Source organism: Phreatobacter sp., assembly GCF_052440005.1.
GTDB lineage: Bacteria > Pseudomonadota > Alphaproteobacteria > Rhizobiales > Phreatobacteraceae > Phreatobacter.
Window position 1 is genome coordinate 60289 of sequence record NZ_JBQVQL010000007.1, and the last position, 23076, is coordinate 83364.

At 69.5% G+C, this 23076-nt stretch carries 30 protein-coding genes and 1 pseudogene; 9 read left to right on the top strand and 22 right to left on the bottom strand.

Annotated features, from left to right (window positions below):
* Positions 1-7 precede the first annotated feature (7 nt).
* The 3 genes from ACT6XY_RS03220 to ACT6XY_RS03230 form a co-directional block, all read right to left on the bottom strand.
* Entirely contained in the window at positions 8-2218 is a 2211-nt protein-coding gene (locus ACT6XY_RS03220) for a xanthine dehydrogenase family protein molybdopterin-binding subunit (RefSeq protein WP_444746919.1), read from the bottom strand.
* A gap of 119 nt (positions 2219-2337) precedes the next feature.
* Complete coding sequence (locus ACT6XY_RS03225) at positions 2338-3324, bottom strand: FAD binding domain-containing protein (RefSeq protein WP_444746888.1); 987 nt, start codon at positions 3322-3324, stop codon at positions 2338-2340.
* Positions 3321-3827 carry a 2Fe-2S iron-sulfur cluster-binding protein gene (locus ACT6XY_RS03230; RefSeq protein ID WP_444746889.1) on the bottom strand — a complete coding sequence of 169 codons (507 nt, stop codon included), beginning with the start codon at positions 3825-3827 and terminating at the stop codon, positions 3321-3323. The genes ACT6XY_RS03225 and ACT6XY_RS03230 overlap by 4 nt, the downstream gene beginning before the upstream one ends.
* A gap of 352 nt (positions 3828-4179) precedes the next feature.
* On the opposite strand from ACT6XY_RS03230, the gene ACT6XY_RS03235 reads away from it, so the two are divergent.
* The 4 genes from ACT6XY_RS03235 to ACT6XY_RS03250 all read left to right on the top strand — a co-directional run bounded on the left by ACT6XY_RS03235 (position 4180) and on the right by ACT6XY_RS03250 (position 7594).
* Positions 4180-4434 (top strand): SemiSWEET family sugar transporter, encoded by a 255-nt coding sequence (locus tag ACT6XY_RS03235; protein ID WP_444746890.1) that lies wholly within the window; start codon positions 4180-4182, stop codon positions 4432-4434.
* Between the two features lie 105 nt (positions 4435-4539).
* Positions 4540-5136, top strand: a complete 597-nt coding sequence (locus ACT6XY_RS03240; protein ID WP_444746891.1) for a cupin — start codon at positions 4540-4542, stop codon at positions 5134-5136.
* Positions 5137-5180: 44 nt separating this feature from the next.
* A complete protein-coding gene (locus ACT6XY_RS03245) occupies positions 5181-6257 on the top strand; it encodes a YihY/virulence factor BrkB family protein (RefSeq protein ID WP_444746892.1) in 1077 nt (358 codons plus the stop codon).
* A gap of 146 nt (positions 6258-6403) precedes the next feature.
* Entirely contained in the window at positions 6404-7594 is a 1191-nt protein-coding gene (locus ACT6XY_RS03250) for a YeeE/YedE family protein (RefSeq protein ID WP_444746893.1), read from the top strand.
* Positions 7595-7597: 3 nt separating this feature from the next.
* Here the strand turns inward: ACT6XY_RS03250 and ACT6XY_RS03255 are convergent, their stop codons facing one another.
* From ACT6XY_RS03255 to ACT6XY_RS03290, 8 genes are all read right to left on the bottom strand, one after another.
* Positions 7598-8206 carry a ferric reductase-like transmembrane domain-containing protein gene (locus tag ACT6XY_RS03255; RefSeq protein ID WP_444746894.1) on the bottom strand — a complete coding sequence of 203 codons (609 nt, stop codon included), beginning with the start codon at positions 8204-8206 and terminating at the stop codon, positions 7598-7600.
* A 2-nt stretch (positions 8207-8208) separates the two neighbouring features.
* Positions 8209-8658: a twin-arginine translocation pathway signal gene (locus ACT6XY_RS03260; RefSeq protein WP_444746920.1), complete on the bottom strand. Its 450-nt coding sequence runs from the start codon at positions 8656-8658 to the stop codon at positions 8209-8211.
* Positions 8659-8804: 146 nt separating this feature from the next.
* A complete protein-coding gene (locus ACT6XY_RS03265; RefSeq protein ID WP_444746895.1) occupies positions 8805-9500 on the bottom strand; it encodes a GntR family transcriptional regulator in 696 nt (231 codons plus the stop codon).
* Entirely contained in the window at positions 9497-10408 is a 912-nt protein-coding gene (locus tag ACT6XY_RS03270) for an aminotransferase class IV (protein ID WP_444746896.1), read from the bottom strand. The genes ACT6XY_RS03265 and ACT6XY_RS03270 overlap by 4 nt, the downstream gene beginning before the upstream one ends.
* A gap of 13 nt (positions 10409-10421) precedes the next feature.
* The gene (locus ACT6XY_RS03275) at positions 10422-11204 is read right to left on the bottom strand and encodes an amino acid ABC transporter ATP-binding protein (protein WP_444746897.1); all 783 of its coding nucleotides are present in this window, start codon (positions 11202-11204) and stop codon (positions 10422-10424) included.
* Positions 11205-11207: 3 nt separating this feature from the next.
* Positions 11208-11873, bottom strand: coding sequence for an amino acid ABC transporter permease (locus ACT6XY_RS03280; RefSeq protein WP_444746898.1), 666 nt, complete (start codon positions 11871-11873; stop codon positions 11208-11210).
* Positions 11873-12550 (bottom strand): amino acid ABC transporter permease, encoded by a 678-nt coding sequence (locus tag ACT6XY_RS03285; RefSeq protein ID WP_444746899.1) that lies wholly within the window; start codon positions 12548-12550, stop codon positions 11873-11875. Before ACT6XY_RS03285 ends, ACT6XY_RS03280 begins: the two co-directional genes overlap by 1 nt.
* 13 nt (positions 12551-12563) lie before the next feature.
* A complete protein-coding gene (locus ACT6XY_RS03290; protein ID WP_444746900.1) occupies positions 12564-13403 on the bottom strand; it encodes a transporter substrate-binding domain-containing protein in 840 nt (279 codons plus the stop codon).
* Between the two features lie 181 nt (positions 13404-13584).
* On the opposite strand from ACT6XY_RS03290, the gene ACT6XY_RS03295 reads away from it, so the two are divergent.
* Together ACT6XY_RS03295 and ACT6XY_RS03300 are read left to right on the top strand one after the other, a co-directional pair.
* Positions 13585-13848 carry a hypothetical protein gene (locus ACT6XY_RS03295; protein ID WP_444746901.1) on the top strand — a complete coding sequence of 88 codons (264 nt, stop codon included), beginning with the start codon at positions 13585-13587 and terminating at the stop codon, positions 13846-13848.
* Between the two features lie 132 nt (positions 13849-13980).
* On the top strand, positions 13981-14778 hold the full coding sequence (locus ACT6XY_RS03300; RefSeq protein ID WP_444746902.1) for a GGDEF domain-containing protein: 798 nt from the start codon (positions 13981-13983) through the stop codon (positions 14776-14778).
* Positions 14779-14840: 62 nt separating this feature from the next.
* On the opposite strand, the gene ACT6XY_RS03305 is transcribed toward ACT6XY_RS03300, so the two are convergent.
* Positions 14841-15197, bottom strand: coding sequence for a hypothetical protein (locus ACT6XY_RS03305; RefSeq protein ID WP_444746903.1), 357 nt, complete (start codon positions 15195-15197; stop codon positions 14841-14843).
* A 148-nt stretch (positions 15198-15345) separates the two neighbouring features.
* Between ACT6XY_RS03305 and ACT6XY_RS03310 the strand changes: the two genes are divergently transcribed.
* Complete coding sequence (locus ACT6XY_RS03310) at positions 15346-15627, top strand: hypothetical protein (RefSeq protein ID WP_444746904.1); 282 nt, start codon at positions 15346-15348, stop codon at positions 15625-15627.
* Positions 15628-15653: 26 nt separating this feature from the next.
* Here the strand turns inward: ACT6XY_RS03310 and ACT6XY_RS03315 are convergent, their stop codons facing one another.
* Positions 15654-15878 (bottom strand): hypothetical protein, encoded by a 225-nt coding sequence (locus ACT6XY_RS03315; RefSeq protein WP_444746905.1) that lies wholly within the window; start codon positions 15876-15878, stop codon positions 15654-15656.
* A 149-nt stretch (positions 15879-16027) separates the two neighbouring features.
* On the opposite strand from ACT6XY_RS03315, the gene ACT6XY_RS03320 reads away from it, so the two are divergent.
* Entirely contained in the window at positions 16028-16531 is a 504-nt protein-coding gene (locus ACT6XY_RS03320) for a YciE/YciF ferroxidase family protein (RefSeq protein ID WP_444746906.1), read from the top strand.
* Between the two features lie 13 nt (positions 16532-16544).
* On the opposite strand, the gene ACT6XY_RS03325 is transcribed toward ACT6XY_RS03320, so the two are convergent.
* The 5 genes from ACT6XY_RS03325 to ACT6XY_RS03345 form a co-directional block, all read right to left on the bottom strand.
* Positions 16545-17096, bottom strand: a complete 552-nt coding sequence (locus tag ACT6XY_RS03325; protein ID WP_444746907.1) for a CinA family protein — start codon at positions 17094-17096, stop codon at positions 16545-16547.
* 98 nt (positions 17097-17194) lie between these two features.
* The gene (locus tag ACT6XY_RS03330) at positions 17195-18862 is read right to left on the bottom strand and encodes a sensor histidine kinase (RefSeq protein ID WP_444746908.1); all 1668 of its coding nucleotides are present in this window, start codon (positions 18860-18862) and stop codon (positions 17195-17197) included.
* Between the two features lie 74 nt (positions 18863-18936).
* Positions 18937-19662: a Crp/Fnr family transcriptional regulator gene (locus tag ACT6XY_RS03335; RefSeq protein WP_444746909.1), complete on the bottom strand. Its 726-nt coding sequence runs from the start codon at positions 19660-19662 to the stop codon at positions 18937-18939.
* Positions 19662-19928: a DUF6894 family protein gene (locus tag ACT6XY_RS03340; protein ID WP_444746910.1), complete on the bottom strand. Its 267-nt coding sequence runs from the start codon at positions 19926-19928 to the stop codon at positions 19662-19664. Before ACT6XY_RS03340 ends, ACT6XY_RS03335 begins: the two co-directional genes overlap by 1 nt.
* A 128-nt stretch (positions 19929-20056) precedes the next feature.
* Positions 20057-20290, bottom strand: a complete 234-nt coding sequence (locus ACT6XY_RS03345; RefSeq protein ID WP_444746911.1) for a hypothetical protein — start codon at positions 20288-20290, stop codon at positions 20057-20059.
* A gap of 172 nt (positions 20291-20462) precedes the next feature.
* On the opposite strand from ACT6XY_RS03345, the gene ACT6XY_RS03350 reads away from it, so the two are divergent.
* Positions 20463-20729, top strand: coding sequence for a hypothetical protein (locus ACT6XY_RS03350; protein ID WP_444746912.1), 267 nt, complete (start codon positions 20463-20465; stop codon positions 20727-20729).
* Between the two features lie 45 nt (positions 20730-20774).
* On the opposite strand, the gene ACT6XY_RS03355 is transcribed toward ACT6XY_RS03350, so the two are convergent.
* The 4 genes and pseudogenes from ACT6XY_RS03355 to ACT6XY_RS03370 form a co-directional block, all read right to left on the bottom strand.
* Positions 20775-21095 carry a hypothetical protein gene (locus ACT6XY_RS03355; RefSeq protein WP_444746913.1) on the bottom strand — a complete coding sequence of 107 codons (321 nt, stop codon included), beginning with the start codon at positions 21093-21095 and terminating at the stop codon, positions 20775-20777.
* A 100-nt stretch (positions 21096-21195) separates the two neighbouring features.
* Positions 21196-22107 carry a manganese catalase family protein gene (locus tag ACT6XY_RS03360; RefSeq protein ID WP_444746914.1) on the bottom strand — a complete coding sequence of 304 codons (912 nt, stop codon included), beginning with the start codon at positions 22105-22107 and terminating at the stop codon, positions 21196-21198.
* 54 nt (positions 22108-22161) lie between these two features.
* The gene (locus ACT6XY_RS03365; RefSeq protein ID WP_444746915.1) at positions 22162-22728 is read right to left on the bottom strand and encodes a DNA-3-methyladenine glycosylase; all 567 of its coding nucleotides are present in this window, start codon (positions 22726-22728) and stop codon (positions 22162-22164) included.
* A 101-nt stretch (positions 22729-22829) separates the two neighbouring features.
* Positions 22830-23076, bottom strand: a pseudogene (locus ACT6XY_RS03370) (hypothetical protein); the annotation flags it as partial.

Here is a 23076-nt window from a genome sequence, read left to right on the forward strand (position 1 = left end):
CCGCATCTCAGAGCAGCTTGTCGAGGGTGATCGGCAGGTCGCGCACGCGCCGGCCGGTGGCGTTGAAGACGGCGTTGGCGACGGCCGCACCCGTTCCGGTGATGCCGATCTCGCCGATGCCACGCGCGCCCATGGGCGTGTGGGGGTCGGGAATGTCGGTCCACATCACGTCGATGGCCGGCACGTCGAGATGCACCGGCACGTGATAGTCGGAGAGGTTCGGGTTCATCACCCGCCCGTTGCGCTCGTCGAACTGGGTCTCCTCCATCAGGGCGAGGCCGAGGCCCATGATGATGCCCCCGCGGAACTGGCTCGCTGCCGTCTTGGGGTTGAGAATGCGGCCGCAGTCGAAGGAGCCGAGGAAGCGCGCGATGCGGATCTCGCCCGTCACCGCGTTGACGCGCGCCTCGCAGAACATGGCGCCGTGGCTGTGCATCGACCAGTGCATGGTCTCGAGCGGGCGGGCGGGGGTCGCCTCGACCACCACCGACTGGCGCTGCGCCCGCTGCAGGATCGAGGCGTAGGTCTCGTGGCGCTGCGGCTCGTCGCGCTTGGCGAGGCCCCCCTCGCGGGCGACCACTGCATCGGCGTCGAGGCCGGCGATCGGGGAGTCGTTGCCCGCGAGGGCGAGGAGCTCGCCGACCAGCTTGTCGCAGACGGCTATGAGCGAGGCGCCGATGGCCGCGGTCTGCTGCGAACCGCCGGCCATGATGACGCCCGGCAGCCGGGAGTCGCCATAGTTGAAGGCGACGTTCTCCATCGGCACACCCAGGCGGTCGGCGAGGACCTGCGTATGCACGGTGGACGTGCCCATGCCCATCTCGTGGACGGCGAGATCGACCGCGACACGCCCGTCCTGGGTCAGGGTCAGGCGGGCGGCGCCACCGGGCATCCGGTAATAGGGATAGGTCGCCGTGGCACAGCCCATGCCGACCAACCACTCGCCGTCCCGAACGGCGGCGGGCGTCGGATTGCGGCGGCTCCAGCCGAAGCGCTCGGCCCCGGCCCGCCAGGCCTCGACGATATTGCGACTGGAGAAGGGAAGGCCGGAAATCGGGTCTTTCTCGGGCTCGTTGCGGATGCGCAGCTCGATCGGGTCCATGCCGATCTCGTGGGCGAGTTCGTCCATCGCCGATTCCAGCGCGAAGGTGCCCACCGCCTCGCCGGGCGCGCGCATGAAAGTGTTGCTGAGCATGTCGAGCTCCACCTCCTGCACGTCGAGGAGCAGCGTCTTCGCCTGGTAGGCGCTGCGCGTCGGCAGGATGAAGGGCTCCGGCATGGCGTTGTGGGCCGTCTTGACCGTCACCCCGGTGTGGATGATCGCCTCGAGCCGCCCCTCCGCATCGGCCCCGAGGGCGACGCGCTGCTCGGTCTGCGAACGGCCGCCGACGACGCGATAGACACCCTCCCGGGAGAGGACGAGGCGCACCGGGCGCGCTGCGAGCTTCGCCGCCGCGGCCGCGAGAATCTGGTGCCGCCACAGGGTCTTGCTGCCGAAACCGCCCCCGACGAAGGGCGAGGTGACGACCACCTTCTCCTCGGGCATGTCGAAGACCTGCGACAGTGTCCACGCCGCATGGGCGAGCACCTGCTGGGCGTCGTGGATTCGCAGCACGTCCCCCTGCCAGGCGAGCGTCACGGCGTGGAGTTCGATGGGATTGTGGTTGTGGCGCGGGCTCGCATAGTCCGCGTCGACCCTGAAGCGGGCGCCCGCGAGGGCCGCCTCGGCGTCGCCGATGGCATCGTGCAGCGGCTCGCCCTGGAACTGGGACTGGGCCGTGCCGCGCGCCTCGGCCTCGGCGAAGTCTGTGACGGAGGGTTCGGCCTCGTAGGTGAAGCGGAGCAGCGACTTGGCATGGTCCGCCTGTTCCTGGGTCTCGGCCAGCACCACCGCGACGGGCTGGCCGTTCCAGTGGATGCGGTCGTCCTGGAGGACGGGAAGATCGTCGCCGGCCGCCGCCTTCTGCGAGGACATGAACACGGGGGGCGGCTTCAGCCGCGGCGCGTTGCGATGGGTCATCACCAGGACGACACCGGGCGCGGCCTCGGCCGCCTCCGTCTCGACGGCGACGAGGCGCCCCTTGGCAATGGTGCTGTACGCGATGGCCGCGTAGGCGAGACCTTCCATCGGGAACTCCGCGGCGAAGGTCGCCTTGCCAGCGACCTTCTGCGGCCCGTCGATGCGGGAGACGGGCTTGCCGACGTGGCCGTGGCGCATGCGGATCAGCGGGTCGGGCTCGCCGCCGGGAACCCAGCTGTCGGGCGCGAGGGCGACGGCCTTGGCGACCGCCCCCTGGACCAGGCCCTGGGCCAGCTGCTTGGCGTCCTTGATGATGCTCATGTCCGGCTTCCCGCGAGGTTTTCCAGCACGGCAACGACGGTCCGGCGGGCGAGGTCGATCTTGAAGGCATTGCCCGACAGGGGGCGCGCCTCGGCGAGTTCGGCGTCCATGGCCCGGCCGAAGGCCTCGGGCGTCGGCGGGCCGCCCCGCAGGGCCGCCTCGGCCTTCCCGGCGCGCCAGGGCTTGTGGGCGACGCCGCCGAGCGCCAGGCGCACCTCGTCCACCATCCCGTCCTTCACCGACAGGACCGCGGCGACGGAGACGAGGGCGAAAGCGTAGCTGGAGCGGTCGCGGACCTTGCGATAGGCCGAGCGTGTGGCCTCGGGAAGCGGCGGCAGGCCGATGCCGGTGATGAGGTCGCCAGGTGACAGCACCGTGTCCAGGTCAGGCCGGTCGCCCGGCATGCGGTGGAGTTCGGTGAGCTTCATGCTGCGCTCGCCTGCTGGCCCGCGCAGATGCACGACGGCGTCGAGGGCCGCCAGCGCCACCGCCATGTCCGAGGGATGGGTCGCGACGCAGTGATCCGAGGCGCCGAGGATGGCGTGGTAGCGGTTGAACCCGCCGCGGGCATCGCAGCCCTCGCCCGGGTTGCGCTTGTTACAGCGCGAGCCCTCGTTGTCGTAGAAATAGGCGCAGCGCGTGCGCTGGAGAAGGTTGCCGCCGGTGGTGGCCACGTTGCGGATCTGGGCGCTCGCCCCCGCCAGGATGGCCCGAGACAGCACGGGATAGCGGGTCCGGACGCGCCGGTCTTCCGCCACGGCCGTGTTGCGCGCAGCCGCAGCGATGAACAGCCCGCCGTCCTCGCCCTCGCGGATGTCGGCGGGCAGGCCCGACACGTCGACGAGCTGGCGCGGCGTCTCGACCGTCTCCCGCATGAGATCGACGAGATTGGTGCCGCCGCCGAGATAGCGGGCGCCCGCGGCGCCGGCCATGCCGACGGCCTCGGCGGCCGTGCCGGCCCTTTCGTAGCCGAAGGGGTTCATCGTGCGTCCTCCGGGAAGGCGGCCTCGATGGCGTCGAGGATGCCGTTATGGGCGCCGCAGCGGCACAGGTTGCCGCTCATCCGCTCCTGCAGTTCCTCGCGGGTCCAGGCGGGCGAGGCGGCGCCGAGGTCGGGTGTCACGTGGCTCGGCAGGCCGCGGCGCAGTTCCGCCACCATGGCGACGGCGGAGCAGATCTGACCTGGCGTGCAGTAGCCGCACTGGAAGCCGTCATGGTCGATGAAGGCCTGCTGGAGCGGCGCCAATGCGCCGAGATCGCCGATGCCCTCGATCGTGGTGATGCTGCGGCCCTGGTACTGGACCGCCAGGGCGAGGCAGGAATTGATCCGCTCGCCGTCGACCAGCACGGTGCAGGCTCCGCAGGCGCCCTGGTTGCAGCCCTTCTTGGTGCCCGTCAGCCCGAGATGGTCGCGCAACAGATCCAGGAGTGACGTGCGAAGATCGCATGCGGCCTCGACGGGCCTGTCATTGATAGTGAACCGCATCGCGTCCTCGAGCCGGGGTGTCATTCCGGTCGCAACGCCTGAAGGTGCGCTTGGTTCACGGCTCTTGCCAGTTTCGGCGGTGTCATGTTGCCGCAGCGCCGGCCGCACCCGTCATGGCGCCGTCTCCATGACGCCGTTCGATGACGCCGTAGCAAGCCTCAGCCCGCGGCCCGGCGGGCACTTGCCCTTCCTGCGCGACCCGACGATCGCCGCGCCTGAGGCAGAAGACAGGAACCCAGGTCACCGCCCCTCGTTGAGGGGGCACTCCGGCGGCGTCGCCGAAGGCTCTCGAACGCGGCAAAGGTGACGACATGAGGCCCCTTCCCAAGAGCCGCCCTGGCAGGCGCGCGTCATGCTGACCACGGCCATCGGCGGGCTCGCCGCCGTGCTCACCTCCCTCTCCTACCTGCCGCAGATCTGGAAGGCCTGGCAGACGCAGGAGACGGCCGACATTTCCTACGGCATGTTGATGGTCCTGGGGGCCGGGCTGTCGCTCTGGGTGGTCTACGGCATCCGCCAGGGCGACTGGGTCATCATCGTGTCCAATGTGGTGGCGGTGACGCTCATCGCCGTGCTCGCCGCCGTCAAAGCCCGCGCCGAAAGCTGAGGCGCTCTGCCTGGCTTCACGGCCCCTCTGGAACCCGCCGCGCTGCCGTCTCGTTCATCTCGGCCAAGCCGCCCGCGCCGGCAGGCTCCACGAGCGAGACATGCCATGCCGATCCTCGACCAGGTGAAGAACGTCGCCCGCAAGCTGATGGAATCGCGCCCGTCGCCGGACGACCTGCTCGCGCGTCTGCGCAGCCGCAAACCGATCACCCGTCTGTTCCGTGACGACGGGACCATTCCCAACCATCCGCGCTGGCCGCTAGTGATCTACCGGGCCCCGCTGGTCCTCGACCCGGCGGAGGTCGATCCCGCCGCGGCCATCGACGCCCTCTTTGCGCACAATGGCTGGGGCCGATCCTGGCGCAACGGCATCTACGACTTCACCCACTACCACTCGCAGATCCACGAAGTGCTCGGCGTGGCCCGCGGTTCGGCCGAGGTCGAGTTCGGCGGTCCGCGCGGGCGCATCTATGCGCTGAAGGGGGGAGACGTCGCCGTTCTGCCGGCGGGAACCGGACATCGCCTCGTGTCGGCCAACGACGATCTCCTCGTCGTCGGTGCCTACCCCGACACGGGCAAGTATGACGAGGTGACCGACAGCCGCCAGCGCCTGGACGCGCGCGAGCGGATTGCCGCCTGCCCGCCGCCGGACAAGGACCCGGTCTACGGCGAGGCGGCAGGCCTCTGCCTCCTCTGGGACTAGAACCAGCGCCGCCGCTCCCTCCCGCCCCGACCCGGCAGGCATCCATGCACCCCCTCCTCCGCTCGCTGCTGATCATCCTTGCCAGCGCCCTCGGCGCCGCCGCCGCCGTGCGCCTCACCCTGCCAAGTCCGGCCTCGCGTGTGACGAAGGATTCGGCACCCGCGGAGGCAGCCCTCGAGTCCGGGCGAGGCCGACACGCCCGCGGGATCGGCGAGATCACCGCTGCCGGCTGGAAGGACGTGCTGTGGCGCACGGCCGGCGAGGTCTCGGACGACCGCGTCGCCGCGGTCGCCGGCGGCGTGGTCTTCTTCGCCCTCATGGCGATCTTTCCGGCCATCGCGGCGCTGGTCTCGCTCGCCGGCCTCTTCTCCGACCGCGGGGCGATCGCCGGCGACATCGCCCAGCTCGTGGGCTTCCTGCCCGACGGCCTCAGGACACTCATTCTCGACGAGGTGGACCGGCACGTGGCGCAGGACGACGCGGCCCTCGGCCTCACGCTCGCCGTCGGTCTCGGCTTCGCCCTGTGGAGCGCCAATGCCGGCACCAAGGCGGTGATCGAGGCGCTCAACGTCGCCTATGGCGAGCGGGAGAAGCGCAGCTTCCTGTACCTGAACCTGATCTCGCTGACGCTGACCTTCGGCGCGCTGGGTTTGGCGCTCGCAGCGCTCTGGCTGGTGGTGGCGATCCCCATCCTGATCGACGCGCTGGGAAGCGAACTGCTGCGGCAGGCCATCGCTCTCGCCCGCTGGCCGGTGATCGCGGCGGTAGCGACCCTCGCCTTCGCGGTGCTCTACCGCTACGCGCCGAGCCGACGTCCGCCGCAATGGCGCTGGGTATGGCTCGGCGCCCTCGGCGCGGCGGCCGCCTGGCTGGCGGGCTCGGCCCTCTTCTCGCTGTACATCTCCCGCTTCTCCGATTTCGACGCCACCTACGGACCCCTCGGCGGCCTCATCGCCGGCCTGCTGTGGCTCTGGGTCTCGGTCATCGCCCTGCTGATGGGCGCGGAGTTCAATGCCGAGACGGAGCGCCAGACCCTGCGCGACACGACGGAGGGGGCGCCCCGCCCCATGGGGGCCCGCGAAGCAAGGGCGGCGGACACGGTGGGGGCCTCGACGGCCTGAGTGCGGCCGGGACCGCGGAGACGAACCTTCCACCCGGCAATCGGGACAGAGACCGATCTTCTCCCGCCGCGCGGCGCGGCAGATGGCCTTTTGCTTTCTTTTCCAGCCTCTTGCCAGGACGCGGCAGGGTGCCTCCTTAAGGCATCATGTCCCTCGTCACGCTCGCCCCGAAATCCGCCTTCGGCACCCCCGGAACCCTGCCCGCCGCGCGCCTGGCAGCCGCCGGCCTCGTGGCGGCGGTCGTCGTGGGGGCACTGACGGCGACGGGCTCGGGGCGGCTCGTGCTGCTCGGCGCCATCGGGCTCGCCATGGGGCTCGCGCTCTATCACGCGGCCTTCGGCTTCAGCCATGGCTACCGCGTCTTCCTCGCCGAGGGCCGCACCGCCCATGTCCGCGCGCAGATCCTGATGCTCGCCGCTGCAGTCCTGCTCTTCCTGCCCGCCCTCGCCCTCGGCGAGGTCCTCGGGCGGCCGGTGCGGGGTTTTGTCTTCCCGCTCGGCCTCGGCGTCGTCATCGGCGCCTTCGCCTTCGGCATCGGCATGCAGATCGCCGGCGGCTGCGTCTCCGGCACGCTGTACACGGCGGGCGGCGGGTCGCTGCGCATGTGGATCACGCTCGCCTCGGCGGTCGCCGGCGCGACCCTTGCGGCCCTCGCCTCGCCGCTCTGGGAGGGACTGCCGCAGTGGCCGGCGGTGTCGCTTCCGGCCATGCTCGGGCTTGGTCCCGCCCTCCTGCTCCATGCCGCCCTGTTCGCCGGGGCCTATGCCGGGCTCGCCGCCCTCGAGCGCCGCCGCACCGGCGGGGTCGAGAGCATCGGCGGCCGCGGGCGCTGGCTCACGGGACCCTGGCCCTATGCCTGGGCGGCTCTTGCCCTCGCCGTCCTCAATTTCGCGACGCTGGTGGTCGCGGGCCGTCCCTGGGGCGTCACCCAGGCCTTCGCACTCTGGGGCTCCAAGGCGGTGGAGGCGGCGGGCCTCGCCGACCCGGTCTTCTGGGCGTTCTGGGAGGAGCCGACCCGCGTGGAGGCCCTGATGCGTCCGCTCGCGGCCGACGCCACCACGATCATGAACCTCGCCGTCATGGCGGGGGCCCTCGTGGCAGCGCTCCTCGCCGGTCGCTTCGCGCCTTCCCTGCGCATGCCGGTGGGAGCCGTTCTCGGCAGCGTCGCCGGTGGCCTCCTGATCGGCGCCGGCGCCATCGTCGCCACCGGCTGCAACATCAGCGCCTTCTTCTCCGGCATCGCTTCCGGCAGCCTGCACGGCTGGCTGTGGATCGCGGCGGCCCTCCCCGGCGCCTGGCTCGGCGTGAAGATCCGGCCGCTGTTCGGCCTCACCTGACCCTCAGGCCCTCCGACGCGCACGCATCCAGGCCGCGAGGTCGAATGCGAGCCGCGCCGTGGCGGCGGCGACCAGCAGGCAGAACGCGACCTTCGAGACGGTGCCCATCGCCCCCTCGATCAGCAGCGCATGGACGATCGTGCCGACGACGACGACGATGGCCAGCGCGGTATGGCCGATCCGCCAGGCGGCCGGCGACAGGCGCAGCCGCCGGCGGACAGCCGCCAGCAGCGCCGTGGCAAAGACCGCCCACATGGCGACGACGCCCCAGGGCGAGAAAGACGTCGGCGACTGGAAGAGAAGCGCATCGATCACGTCCGGCGCGCTGGTGATCCACAGGCCGACGACATGGGCGAGGACGAGCGTGACGAGGACGACGCCGAGCCAGCGGTGGACCTGCCGGGCGGTTCGCATCGTCAAGCCGGGCAGATGGCCGCCGGCCAGCAGCGGCTGGAGAAGCAGCACCGCCAGCCCGAGGATCCCGGCAAAGCCGGCGGCGATATAGACCGCGTCACGCCAGGCGAGCAGCGGGCTGCGCGCGGCGATGACGATGGGAATGAGGATGGCGACCGCCAGCGCGGTCCAGACCAGGACGACCCGGGTTTGCGGCAAGCTCAGACCGGCTGCAGCACGAAATGGGCGGCGAGGCTGGTGTCGCGGGCGCTGGCCATGACCGGGCGGAGGAAGACCGTCCTGAAGCCCTCGCCCTCATAGGCGAGATGGCCGTGAGCCTGGCCGAAGGCCGGCACGATCTGCGGCATTTCCAGGCGGAAGCTGCCGTCGGCGGCCGTCAGGGTGGCGCCATGGCTGTGACGGTCGGACTCGCGCCCCTCGGTCGTATGGGCCCATATCTGGATGCGGATGCCGGGCAAGGGCGCGCCGTCGCCGGCCCGCCGCACGGTGCCGGTCATCCAGAAGCCGCCGCCGCCGATCCGCTGCACCACCGGGGCGCCGGGAATATAGTTGTTGGCGCCGCCGCGCATCGTCGGGGTCGGCGCGAGCGCCTGCGCGCCCGCCGGCAGGGCGATGCCACCGGTCGTCAGCGCCGCGCCGGCGAGCGCCATGCTGCGGGAGAGAAAGAGGCGGCGGGTCGATCGGTTGTCGGTCAAGGCGGTCCTCCTCGGCGTCCACGGGCGCCACTCTCGCGGAGAATAGGGCCTTAGCGTGAACGGCACACCGGGATCACGGCGGTTTGAACGGCCCTGGGCGCTCAGGCCGGCATTCCCCCGAGATAGGCCTGCAACTGCAGCACCCCGCGCCGCATGTGGTGCTCGATCTCGGCGATCATCGCCGCGAGGTCGTCGCCGAGGGCGAGTTCCACATAGCGCTGGTGCGCGTCGCCGAGGGGGCCGGAGCGGCCGTGCGCCTTCTGGTGGACGGCGAGATAGAGGTGGAGACGCGCCGAGATGCGCCGCCAGGTCTCCTGCAACAGCGCGTGACCGCAATAGTCGTAGACGGTGGAGTGGAACTGCACCTCGGCGAGAGACGAGGCATAGCCGTCGCCCTCGGGGAGCGCGCCGAGCAGGGCGGCGTGGCGGGTCTTCAGCGCGCGCGCGAAGGCGGGCGTCCGCCGCTGCCAGATCTGCTGGAACGCCAGCGTCTCCAGCGCCGTTCGCAGGGAATAGATCTCGCTGATGTCGCCGGCAGAGAGGCCGACCACGCGCGTGCCCGTATAGGGCACGGAGATCAGCAGCCCCTCCTCCGCGAGCAGGCCCATGGCCTCGCGCAGGGGACCGCGGCTGACGCCGAACTCGGCGGCGAGCTGAAGTTCGGTCACCTGCTCGCCGGGGGGAATGCGGCCGTCGATGATGGCATGGCGCAGCCGCTCGGCGATCTGGTCACGGAAGGTCGCCCGCCGGAGCTGGGCGATGGGTTCCGCGGGAGCCGGCGACGCCGCGCGGCTCATCGGGCGACCCAGGCCTGGTAGCGCTCGGAGGCGAGCTGCGTCATCGGACCCGGCTTGCCCGCGCCGATGACCCGCCCGTCGATCCGCGTCACCGGCGTGACGCCGCCGAGGGTGCCGGTGACGAAGGCCTCGTCCGCGGCATAGACCTCGGCGAGGGTGAAGTCCTTCTCCCGGCAGACGGCGCCGGCATCCCGCCAGGCATCGATCACTGCCTGCCGCGTCAGCCCCTTGAAGCAGTAGGAGCCGGTCGAGCTCCACAGCTCGCCCCGCCGGACGATGAAGAAGTTCGTCGAGTTGCAGCTGGCGACGAAGCCGTGGGGATCGAGCATGAGCGCCTCGTCAGCCCCGGCGTTGATGGCCTGGATCAGCGCCTGGATGAGGTTGAGGCGGCTGTGCGAATTGAGGCGGAGGTCGAAGACGTCAGGCGTGCTGGTGCGGAACGTGGAGGTGAAGAGCGACAGGCCGCGCGCCTTCGATTCCGGCCGCGGCGTCTTGTACTCGGCGACGATGACCATGGTCGCCTTGCCGATGACGAAGCGCGGGTCCTGGTTCACCGTCGCCTTGACGCCGCGGGTCACCATGAGCCGGACATGCGCGCCGTCGGTCATGCCGTTGCGCTCCAGCGTCTCTGCGACCGCGGCGGCGACCTCCTCGCGGCTGCGGCCGATGTCGAGGGCGATGGACCCGGCACCCTCGAACAGCCGGTCGAGATGGGCGTCGAGCTGGATCAGCCGGCCGTTCTTCAGCCGCAGTCCCTCCCAGACGCCGTCGCCGAGCACGAAGCCGGAATCGAAGATGGAGACCCGCGCCTCGTGGCGAGGCACGAAGGCGCCGTCGACATAGACGAGCACGGCCTCGTTGCGGGGATCGTCGAGATAGCCCTGGGCGCTGCCCGCGGTGCTGCTCATGGCACTGTTCCTGTCAGAAGCTGAACCGGCGGTGGCCGGCGATGAAGGCCTGGGTGAGCGGCCGACGCGGGTTCTTCAGCACCTCGTCGGGCGTGCCCTGCTCGTAGATGCCGCCCTCGGCGAGGAAGAGGACACGGGTCGCCATGTGATAGGCGAAGCCGATCTCATGGGTGACCAGCAGCATGGTGCGGCCGTCCTCGGCGAGCGACTGGATGGTGTTCAGCACCTCGCCGACGAGAGCGGGGTCGAGCGCCGAGGTCGGCTCATCGAAGAGCAGGATCTCCGGCTCCATGGCCAGCGCCCGGGCGATGGCGACACGCTGCTTCTGGCCGCCTGAGAGATGGGCCGGATAGGCCTCCGCCTTGTCGGCGAGGCCGACTCGCGCGAGCTCGGCAAGGGCCCGCGGCCGTGCCGCCCCGCGCGACAGGCGCTTCACCGTGACCAGCCCTTCCATGACGTTGCCGACAACGGTCATGTGGGGGAAGAGGTTGAACTGCTGGAAGACCATGCCCACACGCTGGCGCAGGCGGTTGAGCACGCCCTCGTCGTAGCGCATGTGCGTCTCGCCGCTGCGCTCGCGCGCCTCCCCCACCGCCTCTCCGGCGAGGACGACGCGGCCCTCGTCCGGCCGCTCGAGGAAGTTGATGCAGCGCAGGAGCGTCGACTTGCCCGAGCCGGAGGCGCCGATGATGGCGATGCGGTCGCCGCTCGCCACGTCGAGGTCGATGCCCGAGAAGACCGGGCTCGCGCCGAAACGCTTGCCGAGACCCTTGAGCTGGAGAACCGGGACGGCCATGGGTCAGTCGCTCCGCGCCAGCCGCCGCTCGAGCGCGTAGGTGGCGCGCACGAGCGGGTAGAGTAAGAGGAAGAACAGGACGCCGACGACGGTGTAGACCTCCAGCGGATTGAACCTGAGGGACGCCACCAGCTTGCCCTGATGGAGAAGCTCGACATAGGTGACCGCAGAGGCCAGCGTCGTCATCTTGAAGATCTCGATGCCGCGGTTGGTCAGCGCCGGCAGGACGCGGCGCAGCGCCTGCGGCAGGACGATGCGACGCAGGGTCTGCAGGCCGCTCATCCCGATGGAGCGGGCCGCCTCCCACTGCCCCGGCTCGATGGACTGGATGCCGCCGCGATAGATCTCGGCGGAATAGGCGGCCGAGTTCAGGGAAATGCCGAGAATGGCGGCCGTGAAGGGGGTGATCTCCACCGGCACCAGCATCGGCAGGGCGAAATAGAACCAGAGGATCTGGACCAGCACCGGCGTGTTGCGGAAGAACTCGATGAAGGCGACGGCGAGCCAGCGCAGCGGCGCGCGGCGGGAGCGGCGCGCCAGCGCGACCACGAGGCCGAACCCGAGGCCGAGGACGAGGCAGATCAGGAACAGGCGCAGCGTGCCGACGGCACCCATCGCGAGCGCCTGCCAGTTGTCGAGGATCGAGTCGAAGTCCCAGCGATAGGCCATCAGCGCGCCGCCATTTCGCCGCTTGCCGCCATGCGCCGTTCGATGAGGGCGCCGAGGGCGCTGAACAGCGAGATGGTGACGAAATAGATCAGTGCGGCGACGGTGAAGACCTCGAGCGGCCGGAAGGTCTTATGGGCGAGCTCGTTCGCCTGGTAGAGGAGGTCCGCATAGGACACGGTCGCCACCAGGGTGGTGGTCTTCATCAGCTCGATGGAGCGCTCCATCATGGCCGGAAACATGCGCTTGACCGCCTGTGGCAGCACGACCCGCACCATGGTCTGGGACCGGCTCATGCCGATGGCGCGGGCCGCCTCGTGCTGGCCGCGGTCGATGGAGACGATGCCGGCGCGGAAGATCTCCGCGAAGAAGGCACCGGACTGGATGGTGAAGGTGAGCGCCGCCGCGAGATAGGGCGTCATCTCGACGTTCAGGATGATGGGCAGGCCGAAATAGAACCAGAAGAGCTGGACCAGCGGCGGCGTGGTGCGGAAGACCTCGATGACGATGCCGGCCGGGACGGACAGCGGCTTCATTCCCGACAGCCGGGCGAGCGCCAGCGCGAGGCCCACCGGCAGGCCGCCGGCGAGCGCCACTGCCGTCAGGGCGAGCGTGTTGCGCAACCCCTCCCAGAGGAGATCGCCGTTGGCGAGGACGGGGCCGAAGTCCCAGGCGTACATGGCCGGCGCCGCGTCAGCCGAGCATTTCCTTGATGATGGGCGGTGCCGCCTTCGGATCGAGCCCGAAGCCCGTGAGGAACTCCTCGTACCAAGTCTGGATCTGACGGGTGCGGTAGTACTCGGCGATGCGGGCGTCGACCCATTCGACGAAGGCGGTGTCGCCCTTGCGCACGGCAGCGCTTGAGGGATTGGACTGGGTCGGCTGCGGCACGACGATCTTGCCCGAGCCCAGGCGCTGGCGCGCGGCGATCAGCGGCGGGTGGAACAGGCAGACGGCCTCGACGCGGCCCGACTGGAAGGCGGCGATGGCCTCGGTATTGCCGGGGAAGCGCTGGATGGCGGCCTTCGAAACCTCGGCCGAGAGGAAACGGTCCATGCTGGTCGCCTGCGGGACGGCGATGCGGACCTCCGGCTTGTTGAGGTCCTCCCAGGTGCGCACGGCGAGATCGTCCTTCGCCAGCACGGCGAGCGAATAGTAGAGCAGCGGCGACTTCGGGAAGTCGACGGCCTGGGCGCGCTCGGGCGTCGCGTCGAGCACGAACATGATGTCGATGCGGTTGGCCTGGAGCGCGGCGACGGCCGTGCCCCAGGTGACCTCCACGGGCTCGAAGCGGACGTTCAGTGCGGCGGCCATCGCCTTGCCGAGGGAGACACCGACGCCGGAGGACCACTCGCCGGTGCGGATGTCCTTGGAATACCAGGGCGGCGCCTGGGTGACGCCGACGCGCAGCGAGCCGCGCTGCTTCACCTGGTCGAGCGTACCGCCGCCTTGAGCGAAGGCCGGCGCGCCGAGGAGGGCACCGCCCGCCGTCAGGCCGAGAGCCGAGGCGAAACTGCGTCGGTCGATGGTCATGGATCCCCCTCCAGGTCGCGTCGTCACGGAGCCGGACCGGCTCGGACATGGAGTGAACAGGTCACATTGTAGATTGTCAACAATCCGCAATCGCCTCCGGGGCAATTCCGCGGCGGCGCAGGGAACCGCATTGTGAGTTTACCGTTGGGCTGGGAGGCGAGGATCACGAGAGGGCACGAGCATGAGCACCGACAAGACCCGCGGCCAGCAGCCCGAAGCCCTCGCGACCTTCGCCGAGGCGGCAAGGTCGGACGGCAAGAAGCCCGACGACATCGGACTGACCGCCACCCCGGATACCGCGCCGGTGCCGACCGATTCGCAGCAGAAGGACGAGGCGGCGACGAAGGTCCTCAGGCGGGGCGCGACGGGAGAGAACGAGGGTGTCGAGGAGGCTGTCGACGCCCTGCCCGACCGCACGTCCGATGAGCCGAAGTCCGCGGGGTGACGCCGACGCCGCCGGGCACCCGTCGCCCCGTTTATCAGACCTTAACGCGCCGTCTTTACCTTGCGGCAGGCTGGCTTGACACGCCGGCCTGACCCGCATGAATTTGATGCACTTCTTCCGGCAGACGTGACAATGGCGCAGCCGACGGACAAGGCATTTGCCGGGCTGGAATGGCTGGTCAAGCTGGGCGTGCTCCGCGGCGTCCTGGTCGTCACCACCGTCTCGGTCGCGCTCTCCGTTCTGCTGACTAGCCTTCACCTGAGGTTTCTCGTATCGGTCCCCGTGCCCCTCGAGCACTGGGTGTTGCCGGCAGTCATGGTTCCCAGCCTCGTCGCTCCGGTGGTCACCTACGCCGTGCTATCACTGGGATCGCGCCTGATGGAAACGCGGGTGGCCCTGGAGCGTGCGGCCCACACCGACCCCTTGACCCAGATCGGCAACCGGCGGGCCTTCACCGACCAGGCGGTGCGCGAAATGGCGCGCCTGGCGCGCAGCGGCCATGGCTTCAGCATCCTCATTCTCGACATAGACCACTTCAAGGCGCTGAACGACCGGCTGGGCCATGCGGCCGGAGATACGGCGCTCGTTTCCGTGGCCACCATCTGCGCAGGGCTGCTCCGGCCTTCGGACTTCTTCTGCCGGTGGGGTGGAGAGGAGTTCATCGCGCTGCTGCCGGAGGCCAGGCTCGACGAGGCGGTGCGCATTGCCGAGACGCTTCGCCTCGCCATTGCCGGGCGAAGTCTGGTGGCCGACCAGCGGCTGACGGTCAGCGTCGGCGTGGCGTCCGGAGACGTCTTTCCGGCAAGGCTCGACGCCATCATCCGCGAGGCCGACAGGCAGCTCTACCTCGCCAAGGCCGAGGGCCGGAACCGCACGAGGCCCGCGCCCGCCACGGAGCCGTCGCTCGCACGGCTCGTCGGGGACCGGTGACATAACGCGACCATCGCCAACGCCTCGCTGACGGGGCGAGCGCGCCGGACGTCCGGGGCCCGCTAGATTCGCGGCGGGGCGTCACCGCGATCGAAGACCGGTTCGTCGTCGGCGCTGGCAGGCGCCCCGCTCGGGGTGTCCTCGGCGGCCTCGCGCAGGGATTCCTCCGTGGCGGTGAGGCCGTCGTCCGTCTCGACGTCCGTGCCGGCATCGCGCACATCCGTGACATCGCTGGCAGGCCTCGCTGTCGAGATGCCGCTGACCTCCGCCTCGGCAAGGCTCTCCTCGCCCGGCTCCTTGTCCGCGCTCGTCCCGCCGGGCGTCTCCAGCAGCACCCTGTCGCTCTGCGAGACCTCCGCCTCGTTGGCGAACTCGCTGCGGCCGGGCTTCTCCGTCTGGGCATCGGTGCGGTCGGTCATCGGTATCTCCTTGTGCAGAGGAGACGCGTCAGCGCGCGCGAGGTTCCCCGCCGGACTGGTCGCGACCCAGAGGCGAAAGGTCGGAAGGGAACCGAGATGGCGACGTCGCGTTTCACGCGCGTCCGTCATGCCAGAAGGGGCTGAATGCATGGTCGACAGGTTTCTGTCCGAAGACTTGCTGAGGGCGCTCGACGCCTTCATCGCCGAACAACATCCCGGTCTCAGCCGATACGATGCGCTGCGTCTGGCCTTCCACGACTGGGCCGTGCGCTGCGGCTACCTCGACACCCCGCTGGGCGAGGCCGACATCTTTCCGGCCGGCGGCCGGGCGATGGTGACGCGCATCGATCGAACCACCGCCGGCGGCATGCTCGACCGGTTCATCGAGAACAGACGCTCCGCAGACGGCCGTACAGCGCCTGGAGAATAGGTGCACGATCGGCATCAGCGAGGGACTCAATTCTTGGCGCGGGGCGGCCGGTTCGGCCGGTCCATCAGGTCGTCGCGACCGCCTCCCGGCTGGCTTTCCACGTAGTCATCGCCGCTGCGGTCGCCGCTGTCGGGCCGACCTGCGGCGCCGGGAACGGCCGGCCGACGGACGCTCTCCTGCGGTTTGGTTCCGTTGAACCGGGTGGGCTTTGCGGGCTTGCCGAAGCGCTCGGCGCGATCGTCCTCGGTCATGTCCTTTTCCTTCCGCTGCAGGACCGCGTCGCGGGTCCACGGGACGGGAACGGACCGGGGCGGTGCGCGGTTCCTCTCCGCGAAGCAGCTGGAACATCACCCCCCTGGAACCGGTTGTCAGGGATCATGAGCCATGAAGGAGGACTGTCATGGGTTGGTTTTCCAAGGACATCCAGACGATGGACGACCTGTTCGTCCACCAGCTGCAGGACATCTATTACGCCGAGCAGCAGATCCTGAAGGCGCTGCCGAACATGATCGACAAGGCGACCGACCCCGAACTCAGGGAGGCCTTCGAGGACCACCTGAGGGAGACGGAGACCCATGTGACGCGCCTGCAGGCGGTGTTCCGCATGCACGGCGCCGCCATCAAGGGACAGGACTGCCCGGCGATCGACGGCATCATCGACGAGGCGGAAGAGATCGCCGGCGAGGTCGAGGACAAGCGGGTTCTCGACGCTGCCCTCATCGCCGCGGCGCAGGCGGTGGAGCACTACGAGATGACCCGCTACGGCACGCTGGTCGCCTGGGCGAAGCAGCTCGGCCGCCCGGACTGCGCGGCGGAACTCGAGAAGACGCTGAAGGAAGAGCAGGCGACCGACGAGAAGCTCACCGACATTGCGGTGCGGGCCGTCAACCGGAAGGCCGCGTGAGGCGGCCTTCTCCTCACCCGCGGCCCTGCCCTTTCGACAGACTGGTCTGCTGCCCCGGCGCCGCGTCCGGGGCGGCAGCGGCGAGATGGCCGGCGAGCAGGATCAACGCGGCGTCCACCGTGCGGTCCGTGACCTCGTCGGGGCCGATTTCGCCGAAATCGAAACGCCGGACCGCCACCGTCGCCTGACCGTCGGTCGTGTCGTGCAGCGCGATGAAGACGCGCCCCACCGGGTTGCCCCTGTCGTCGGTGGCGGGGCCGGCGACACCGGTCGTGGCGAGCGCGAGGTCTGCGCCAGTGAGGTCGGCGGCGCCCCTCGCCATCTGGACTGCCACATCCTCGCTGACGGTGCCCTCCGGGCGGGCGAGGGTCTCGGCGGAAACGGACAGCACCCGCTCCTTGGTCGCGGGCGTGTAGGCGACGATGCCGCCGAGGAAGATCTGCGAAGCGCCGCGTCCGCCTGCGAGCGCCTGCGCCAGGCGCCCCGCCGTGCAGGATTCGGCGCAGGCGACGGTCCATTTGCGCTTTTCGAGCGCTTCCATCACGGCTTCGACGAGATCGATCATGGTGTGCCTGCCACCCTGCGGCTGGTCTCCGCAGGTCTGTTTCCGACCGATCAACAGCCGGTTCGGCGGGCCGTTCCTTAAAACCTGCCCCGCCCCGTTCAGGGCGCGATCGCGAGCATGGGGGACTGGACGGGGAAACGCAGCGTCACAACCGCGTCGCCCTCGTCCTCCCGCATCTCGACGGTTCCTCCGAGATCGGTGGCGAGGAGGGAGACCATGCGCGAGCCGAACCCGCCGCCCGCCTGTCCCTCGCGCTCCACCCTGCGATTTCGCACGGCGAGCACCGCCGAACCGCCGTCGGGGGTGAAATCCACGCGGACCACGGCCTGCGGTCCGCCGCCGTACTTGATGGCGTTCATCACCAGTTCGTTGGCGATCAGGCCCGCCCGGATGGCCCGGTCAGGCGCAAGAGTGAGGGGCTGGACGGAGATGTGGCACATCGATCCATCCGCCAGCAGGGAGTGGCAGGTCTGCTCCGCCACTTCCGCGATGAGGTCGCCGACGTCGATGACGTCCTCCCCTTCCACCCGGTGCAGTTGCCGATAGGCCTCGGCGATCGCCATGACCCGACCGCCGATCTGCCCCAGCAGCTCCCGCGTTCGCTCGTCCTTCACCGCCCGCTGCTGCAGGAGAACGGTGGAGTTGAGCATCTGAAGGCTGTTCATGACGCGGTGGCTCAGTTCGCGCAGCAGCATGTCCTTGCCGCGGATTTCCGAGGTCAGCCGGTCGGCAACCACGTTGAAGGCTTCGGCCAGCTGGCCGAATTCGCCGTTCCCGGGAACCGGAGAGCGGGCGTCGAGCCTGCCACCGGCAAGGGCTTTCGCCGACCCCAGGATCTCGCGGAACGGCCTCGTGATCAGGCTGCGCGCCGTGAACCAGGCGAAGCCGAAAGCCGCGAGAATCCCGATGCCGGAGGCAAGGATCCCGCGCAGGGTGGCGTTGTGAAGATCTGCAAAGGCGCTCTGCCGGCTGACGCCGACGGCCATGAACAGGCCCGGCGACGGCGAGGCCTGGGCGACATAGCCGACAATCCGCCGGACGCCGTCGAGGGGGGAGACATCCTCGAAGCTGCCATTGCCGGTGAGCTGGCGCAGGCGGGACCAGGCGGCCTCGGGAATGGGCTTGCCGACGAACCGGTCATGGCCCGGCTGGCGCATCAGGATGGTGCCGGCGGAGTCGGCGACCGTCACCACATGATCCTCGCTCCAGGACGAGCGGGCGTAACGGCTGGCGATCCAGTCGAGGCTGATGGTGGCGAAGACGATACCGGACACCGCACCGGCGGCATCGCGGCGCACGACCGCCACGTGCATGACATGCCCGGCCGTCTGCCGGCCGTAGGCATAGCCGCCGATGACGAAGCTCTCTCGCTGCAGCGCGAGCCGGAAGTGGGGGCGGTCACCGACCGTCGGCAGGCTTGCGCCAGGCGACTGGTCGGAGGCGCACATGACGGTTCCCGCCGGATCGGTGGCCGCGAGGGCGAGGATGCCCGGGTTGAAGGGCCTCAGGGTCGTCAGGAGCTGGCCGCAGGCGGCCCAGTCGCCCTGCTGCACGGCGGGGACATGGGCGATGGTCTCCACGAGGCTTCGGGCGCCGTCCAGCAACCGTTCGAACTCCGCGCCGACGTAGCGGGCCTCCTGCGCGACGGTCGCACGGACATGGCGCTCCCTCTGGGCATAGTCGGTGTACTCGTTCCAGACCCCGACGCCGAACACCGGCAAAAGAAAGATGCCACCAAGTACGAACAGGCGCCGACGGATGCTCATGCGTCCTCCTCCGCGGCGACGATACCGGCGGGACGAAGGGCGCGAATTGCTTTTTGTTAAGGCGAGGCGACGGGCTAGCGGGGCTCCTTCTGAAGGTTGAGATAGGTCGGATCGAAATCGGCGAAGGCCGCCAGGCTCTCGAAGCTCGAAAACAGCACCTGGTTGCCCGACCAGGAGAGGAGCTTGCGGTTCCTGAGGTCGCGAATCGTGCGGTTCACGTGCACCGCGGAAAGGCCGAGGATGTCGCCGAGATCGGTCTGGGTGAACGAACAGGCGAAGCCGTTCGGGGACGCGAGGCCGATCACGCCGAGGCGCGTATGGAGTTCACAGACGAGGTGGGCCAGCCTCTGAAGAGCGGAGCGCCGCCCGATATTGGCGATGGTGCTGCGCTGGATCGCCCCGTCGATGACCGTTGAGAGCCACAACAAGCGCCCCAGATGCGGGTGGCGCTCACAGAGGCTGGCGACATAGCCGTGCGGCACCGATCCTACGACGCAGTCGCTCAGCGCAACGACCGAGTGGTCCATCACCTTCAGGAGCATGGAATGCAGGTCGACGAAGTCTCCAGGCACGTGGACGGCTGTGATCTGTCGTCCTTCCCGGGCTTCCACCACCCGCCCGCAGGTGCCTTCGATGACGAGCGAACTGCGGCCGGGGCGGGTGTGGTCGCCGACGATTTCCTCGCCCCGCTGGAAGGACTTGAGGTGGATCGGCAGGTCACGCAGGGCGCGCACCTCCTCGGCGGACAGCTCATCCCGGACGGAAAGAGTCGCGACGAGGGGCTGGATAGGCTCCCGCATCACTCGCGCTCGACGCGGGTGACGTGCGTGCCGAGCACCTGCGAGTCGTACCGGAGGGACGCCTTGAAGATGGCGGCGCCGACACCGTCGCGAACCGTGATGGCGAGATAGCGGCTGTGGCCGTTGGACAAGAGAGTCTCTGCCATGATTTCGCTGAGGGCCCGCACGGCCTCGCTGCAGGCCGCCTGGGAGGTGGGAAAGTCGAGGGACTGTTCGGCCGGTTGGGAGGCCCCGTCTTCATCCAGATCGAAGAGATAGCTCGCCATCGCATCGACTCCGGTACCGGAAAGGATCTGGTCTGGTTGTAGCATCCCCATGGAAACGGCCTGGGATTGTGGCTGTTCCTTAGAAGTCACCGGCCCTCCCGAAGGCGTCCGTGCAGGGCCAGCACAGTTCACGTCGGTCGGCGCTCCGCCTGCCCCTTGTCGGCGCTTGCGACAATCGCCTCGCGCTTGGCGAGCAGGTCCTGCAGGCGCGCCTCCTGGGTGGCCAGCATGTCCGCCAGGCGCTCCTCGCTGGCATTGCCGTCGGCGCTGGCGGCCCGTTCGCTGATGTCGCGAAGATCAGCGCGCAGCCTCTCGATCATCTGGTCGATCTCGGCGAGGTGATAGACATCGGAAGGTGCCATGGGGTTTCGTCCGTTCTGCACGAGAGAAAGAGAGACCGTCGCCAACCATTCGTCGCGCCATCGGTTCCTAAAGGCGGGCGCGGGGCTGCCGCGCGAGACCCCGTCGAACATCCCTCATCGGGCCGCGTTGCATTGTCATGCCGGACGAACCCGTCCGGCCGGAGGAAACACGATGCAGACCAGACGCAATTTCTTCGCGCTCTCCGCTGCGCTCTTCGCAACGGTGGCGACGGGTGCGGCCTATGCCCGCCCGATCGAGATGCAGGCCGGCGGTGGCGCTGGCGGCGGTGGTGCCGGCGGCGGTGGCGGCGGTGGCCAGGACACGGGTGCCGGGAGCTCGCCGCGCGGACGCGCCGCGCCGAATCCGACTGCGCCGACGGTCGCGCCGCGGATGACCCGCACCCGTCGTCGTCGCCGGATGCGTCGCCGCTCCCGGTGAACCAAGGCTCACGCCTTTCAGCGCCGCCCGGAACCCCGGGCGGCGTTACTGTTTGAGGGGGATGTCGAAGCCCGCCGCGGCCTCCGGCGGGGTCTCCGCCTGAAGCTTGGCCGGACTGATGCCGGGCTTGCGACCACGGCGGCGGGGCTTTTCGCCGACCGGTCGCAGGAGGAGTTCGGGCATGGCGAAAGTTCGCTCGCCGAGGCGGCACAGGGCGTCGCCATTGTCTTCGTAACCGACCAGTTGCATGGGCGCGCCCCCGGAGCGGACCTGCACCCAGTCCCCGGGACGGAACTGACGTTCGGGAGCAGCGGTGGCCATCAAGGGCTTCAACCAGAATTCGCGGCTTTTTCGATTGGCGTTCATCGCTCGATGGTGGCCTCTCAAGTCGGCGAGCGCACTAACACACGTCTATCGGCGTGCGGGTCCAACCCCGGGGCCGCGCATGACAGCCCCGGGACTGGGCTCACCTGGATTTCTTGAACAGCTTCGCAGCGATCTCGTACATCTCCTCCGGTGCGTAGTCCGGCGCAAAGACATTCGGTTCGCCCTCGAGGTCGTGGATCTTGCCACCCTCGGGCATGCCCTCGACAACCTCCAGCTCGCCGGCCGGATCCGTGGGCAGGGCCTCGCCCGCCCAGACGCCGGCAATCTCGCGATAGTCGGTGTCGCTGAAGGTGTAGAGGCGGCGGTGGGAGCCCTCGTCCAGGTACTTCTGGCACTCGGGAATTCGGTCGAGCGGAATGTTCGGCACGGGAAGCATCTTCTCGATGTCGACGCCCGTCAGCTGCTTGAGGGCGAGCGCATAGGCATGGGCGTGGACCGAGCCGCGCACCAGCAGATAGCCGCAGACCTCGCGGCCGGTCGGATCGCTGAGCGTCTCGTAGACACGCAACTTGTGGAGACGCGCGCCGCACTCGAGGTGGAAGTTGTGCAGGAGGTCGAAGATGACGTTGCCGGTCGTCGTGACGAAATCGGCGTTCCAGCTCATGCTGTTCCCGTTGACCGGGGTCGCGCCGCCGGCATGGGAGGCGAAGCCGGTGACCGAGCGCATGTCCTTCATGAACTCGTAGGGCGCGTCCGACGGGTCGCCCGGGCCGACGATCTCATCATCGGGTCCGTTGGCCAGCATGGCGATGCCGTTGCTGACGAGTTCGACGTGACCGAGCTCTTCAGCCGTGATCGCCGCGACGAGACCGTAGAACGGACGGAGCTTCGACTTGGACCGGAAGCTGAAGCTCTGGAACAGATAGTTTCCGAGCGTCGACATCTCCCCGTATTTGCCGCCCAGGAGCTCCTGCAGCGCGCTGGCCGCATTGGGATCGGCGGCCTTGGGGGCAGGCAGCTCGACCTGCAGCTTGTCGATGCGCATGAACATTGGCTCTCTCCTGTGCCGGGACGTTGGGACAACTGCCCGTTGCGGAGAGCGTTCCTAATGCGAGGCCTTCGGGAAGGGGCGGCTGAGCGAGCGGCTGCCCGAAAGCCCGAAGCGCCAAGGCCTTTCGGTATCGCGGCTGATGCCGATGCGCGGGCCGGTGAGCACGGCGGGAGCGTCGATGCCCGGCCCCAGGGCGAAGGGCGGGCCGAATAGGGAGGCTCCGTCGAGCACGCCCGTCACGCCCAAAGCACGGGCCAGCCGGCCGGGGCCGGCGCAGAGGAGATGAGGCGGGACTGGCCCGCGCCGCTCCGCCATGACGTCGAGACCGTGGGTGGGTGCGAGCGCGCGCAGGAGCACGGCGGCGCCGGGGGCTGCGACGATGTTCAGGCACCAGTGCAGTCCGTAGGACCTGTAGACGTAGATGGTGCCGGGCGGCCCGAACATGGCGGCATTGGCCGTCCGCGGACCGCGAAAGCTGTGGGAGGCGGCATCGTCGCGGCTGTAGGCCTCGGTCTCTACGATGAGTCCGCCCGCCCCGGCGACCAGGAACTTCCGGCCGATCAGTCCGCGGGCGAGGGCGACGGGATCGCCGCCGTCGCGGAGAATGGTGAGAGCGTCCATGAGACCTTTTACGACGACGGCCCGGAGCGGCGCCAAGGGCGTCGTCCGGGCCGGAAGGATGACACCGGGATGAGGTCCCGGCGTCAGGGTCTTTCAGGGGGTCAGGACGCGCGGCCCGCCCAGCCCTCACTGCGCCAGGACTGCGAGCGCTCGGTGAGGTCGTAGGAGCCCTCGTTGAGCACCTGACGGATGCGGGTGGCATCGCCACCGTCGCGCACGCGCACCGTCACCACGGTGCCGCCGCGGCGCAGGCCCTCGGCATAGCCGTGAGCCTCGTCCTCGGACATGCCCGAGCCGACGAGCGCGCCGACGAGACCGCCGGCCGCGCCACCGGCGCCGGCGCCCACC

What these genes read in the sequence shown, in the direction of transcription:
- ACT6XY_RS03220 (WP_444746919.1), bottom strand. Translation starts at nt 2,218, where the DNA reads ATGCGCCACGGCCACGTCGGCAAGCCCGTCTCCCGCATCGACGGGCCG.
- ACT6XY_RS03225 (WP_444746888.1), bottom strand. Translation starts at nt 3,324, where the DNA reads ATGAACCCCTTCGGCTACGAAAGGGCCGGCACGGCCGCCGAGGCCGTC.
- ACT6XY_RS03230 (WP_444746889.1), bottom strand. Translation starts at nt 3,827, where the DNA reads ATGCGGTTCACTATCAATGACAGGCCCGTCGAGGCCGCATGCGATCTT.
- ACT6XY_RS03235 (WP_444746890.1), top strand. Translation starts at nt 4,180, where the DNA reads ATGCTGACCACGGCCATCGGCGGGCTCGCCGCCGTGCTCACCTCCCTC.
- ACT6XY_RS03240 (WP_444746891.1), top strand. Translation starts at nt 4,540, where the DNA reads ATGCCGATCCTCGACCAGGTGAAGAACGTCGCCCGCAAGCTGATGGAA.
- ACT6XY_RS03245 (WP_444746892.1), top strand. Translation starts at nt 5,181, where the DNA reads ATGCACCCCCTCCTCCGCTCGCTGCTGATCATCCTTGCCAGCGCCCTC.
- ACT6XY_RS03250 (WP_444746893.1), top strand. Translation starts at nt 6,404, where the DNA reads ATGTCCCTCGTCACGCTCGCCCCGAAATCCGCCTTCGGCACCCCCGGA.
- ACT6XY_RS03260 (WP_444746920.1), bottom strand. Translation starts at nt 8,658, where the DNA reads ATGGCGCTCGCCGGCGCGGCGCTGACGACCGGTGGCATCGCCCTGCCG.
- ACT6XY_RS03265 (WP_444746895.1), bottom strand. Translation starts at nt 9,500, where the DNA reads ATGAGCCGCGCGGCGTCGCCGGCTCCCGCGGAACCCATCGCCCAGCTC.
- ACT6XY_RS03270 (WP_444746896.1), bottom strand. Translation starts at nt 10,408, where the DNA reads ATGAGCAGCACCGCGGGCAGCGCCCAGGGCTATCTCGACGATCCCCGC.
- ACT6XY_RS03275 (WP_444746897.1), bottom strand. Translation starts at nt 11,204, where the DNA reads ATGGCCGTCCCGGTTCTCCAGCTCAAGGGTCTCGGCAAGCGTTTCGGC.
- ACT6XY_RS03280 (WP_444746898.1), bottom strand. Translation starts at nt 11,873, where the DNA reads ATGGCCTATCGCTGGGACTTCGACTCGATCCTCGACAACTGGCAGGCG.
- ACT6XY_RS03285 (WP_444746899.1), bottom strand. Translation starts at nt 12,550, where the DNA reads ATGTACGCCTGGGACTTCGGCCCCGTCCTCGCCAACGGCGATCTCCTC.
- ACT6XY_RS03290 (WP_444746900.1), bottom strand. Translation starts at nt 13,403, where the DNA reads ATGACCATCGACCGACGCAGTTTCGCCTCGGCTCTCGGCCTGACGGCG.
- ACT6XY_RS03295 (WP_444746901.1), top strand. Translation starts at nt 13,585, where the DNA reads ATGAGCACCGACAAGACCCGCGGCCAGCAGCCCGAAGCCCTCGCGACC.
- ACT6XY_RS03300 (WP_444746902.1), top strand. Translation starts at nt 13,981, where the DNA reads ATGGCGCAGCCGACGGACAAGGCATTTGCCGGGCTGGAATGGCTGGTC.
- ACT6XY_RS03305 (WP_444746903.1), bottom strand. Translation starts at nt 15,197, where the DNA reads ATGACCGACCGCACCGATGCCCAGACGGAGAAGCCCGGCCGCAGCGAG.
- ACT6XY_RS03310 (WP_444746904.1), top strand. Translation starts at nt 15,346, where the DNA reads ATGGTCGACAGGTTTCTGTCCGAAGACTTGCTGAGGGCGCTCGACGCC.
- ACT6XY_RS03315 (WP_444746905.1), bottom strand. Translation starts at nt 15,878, where the DNA reads ATGACCGAGGACGATCGCGCCGAGCGCTTCGGCAAGCCCGCAAAGCCC.
- ACT6XY_RS03320 (WP_444746906.1), top strand. Translation starts at nt 16,028, where the DNA reads ATGGGTTGGTTTTCCAAGGACATCCAGACGATGGACGACCTGTTCGTC.
- ACT6XY_RS03325 (WP_444746907.1), bottom strand. Translation starts at nt 17,096, where the DNA reads ATGATCGATCTCGTCGAAGCCGTGATGGAAGCGCTCGAAAAGCGCAAA.
- ACT6XY_RS03330 (WP_444746908.1), bottom strand. Translation starts at nt 18,862, where the DNA reads ATGAGCATCCGTCGGCGCCTGTTCGTACTTGGTGGCATCTTTCTTTTG.
- ACT6XY_RS03335 (WP_444746909.1), bottom strand. Translation starts at nt 19,662, where the DNA reads ATGCGGGAGCCTATCCAGCCCCTCGTCGCGACTCTTTCCGTCCGGGAT.
- ACT6XY_RS03340 (WP_444746910.1), bottom strand. Translation starts at nt 19,928, where the DNA reads ATGGCGAGCTATCTCTTCGATCTGGATGAAGACGGGGCCTCCCAACCG.
- ACT6XY_RS03345 (WP_444746911.1), bottom strand. Translation starts at nt 20,290, where the DNA reads ATGGCACCTTCCGATGTCTATCACCTCGCCGAGATCGACCAGATGATC.
- ACT6XY_RS03350 (WP_444746912.1), top strand. Translation starts at nt 20,463, where the DNA reads ATGCAGACCAGACGCAATTTCTTCGCGCTCTCCGCTGCGCTCTTCGCA.
- ACT6XY_RS03355 (WP_444746913.1), bottom strand. Translation starts at nt 21,095, where the DNA reads ATGAACGCCAATCGAAAAAGCCGCGAATTCTGGTTGAAGCCCTTGATG.
- ACT6XY_RS03360 (WP_444746914.1), bottom strand. Translation starts at nt 22,107, where the DNA reads ATGTTCATGCGCATCGACAAGCTGCAGGTCGAGCTGCCTGCCCCCAAG.
- ACT6XY_RS03365 (WP_444746915.1), bottom strand. Translation starts at nt 22,728, where the DNA reads ATGGACGCTCTCACCATTCTCCGCGACGGCGGCGATCCCGTCGCCCTC.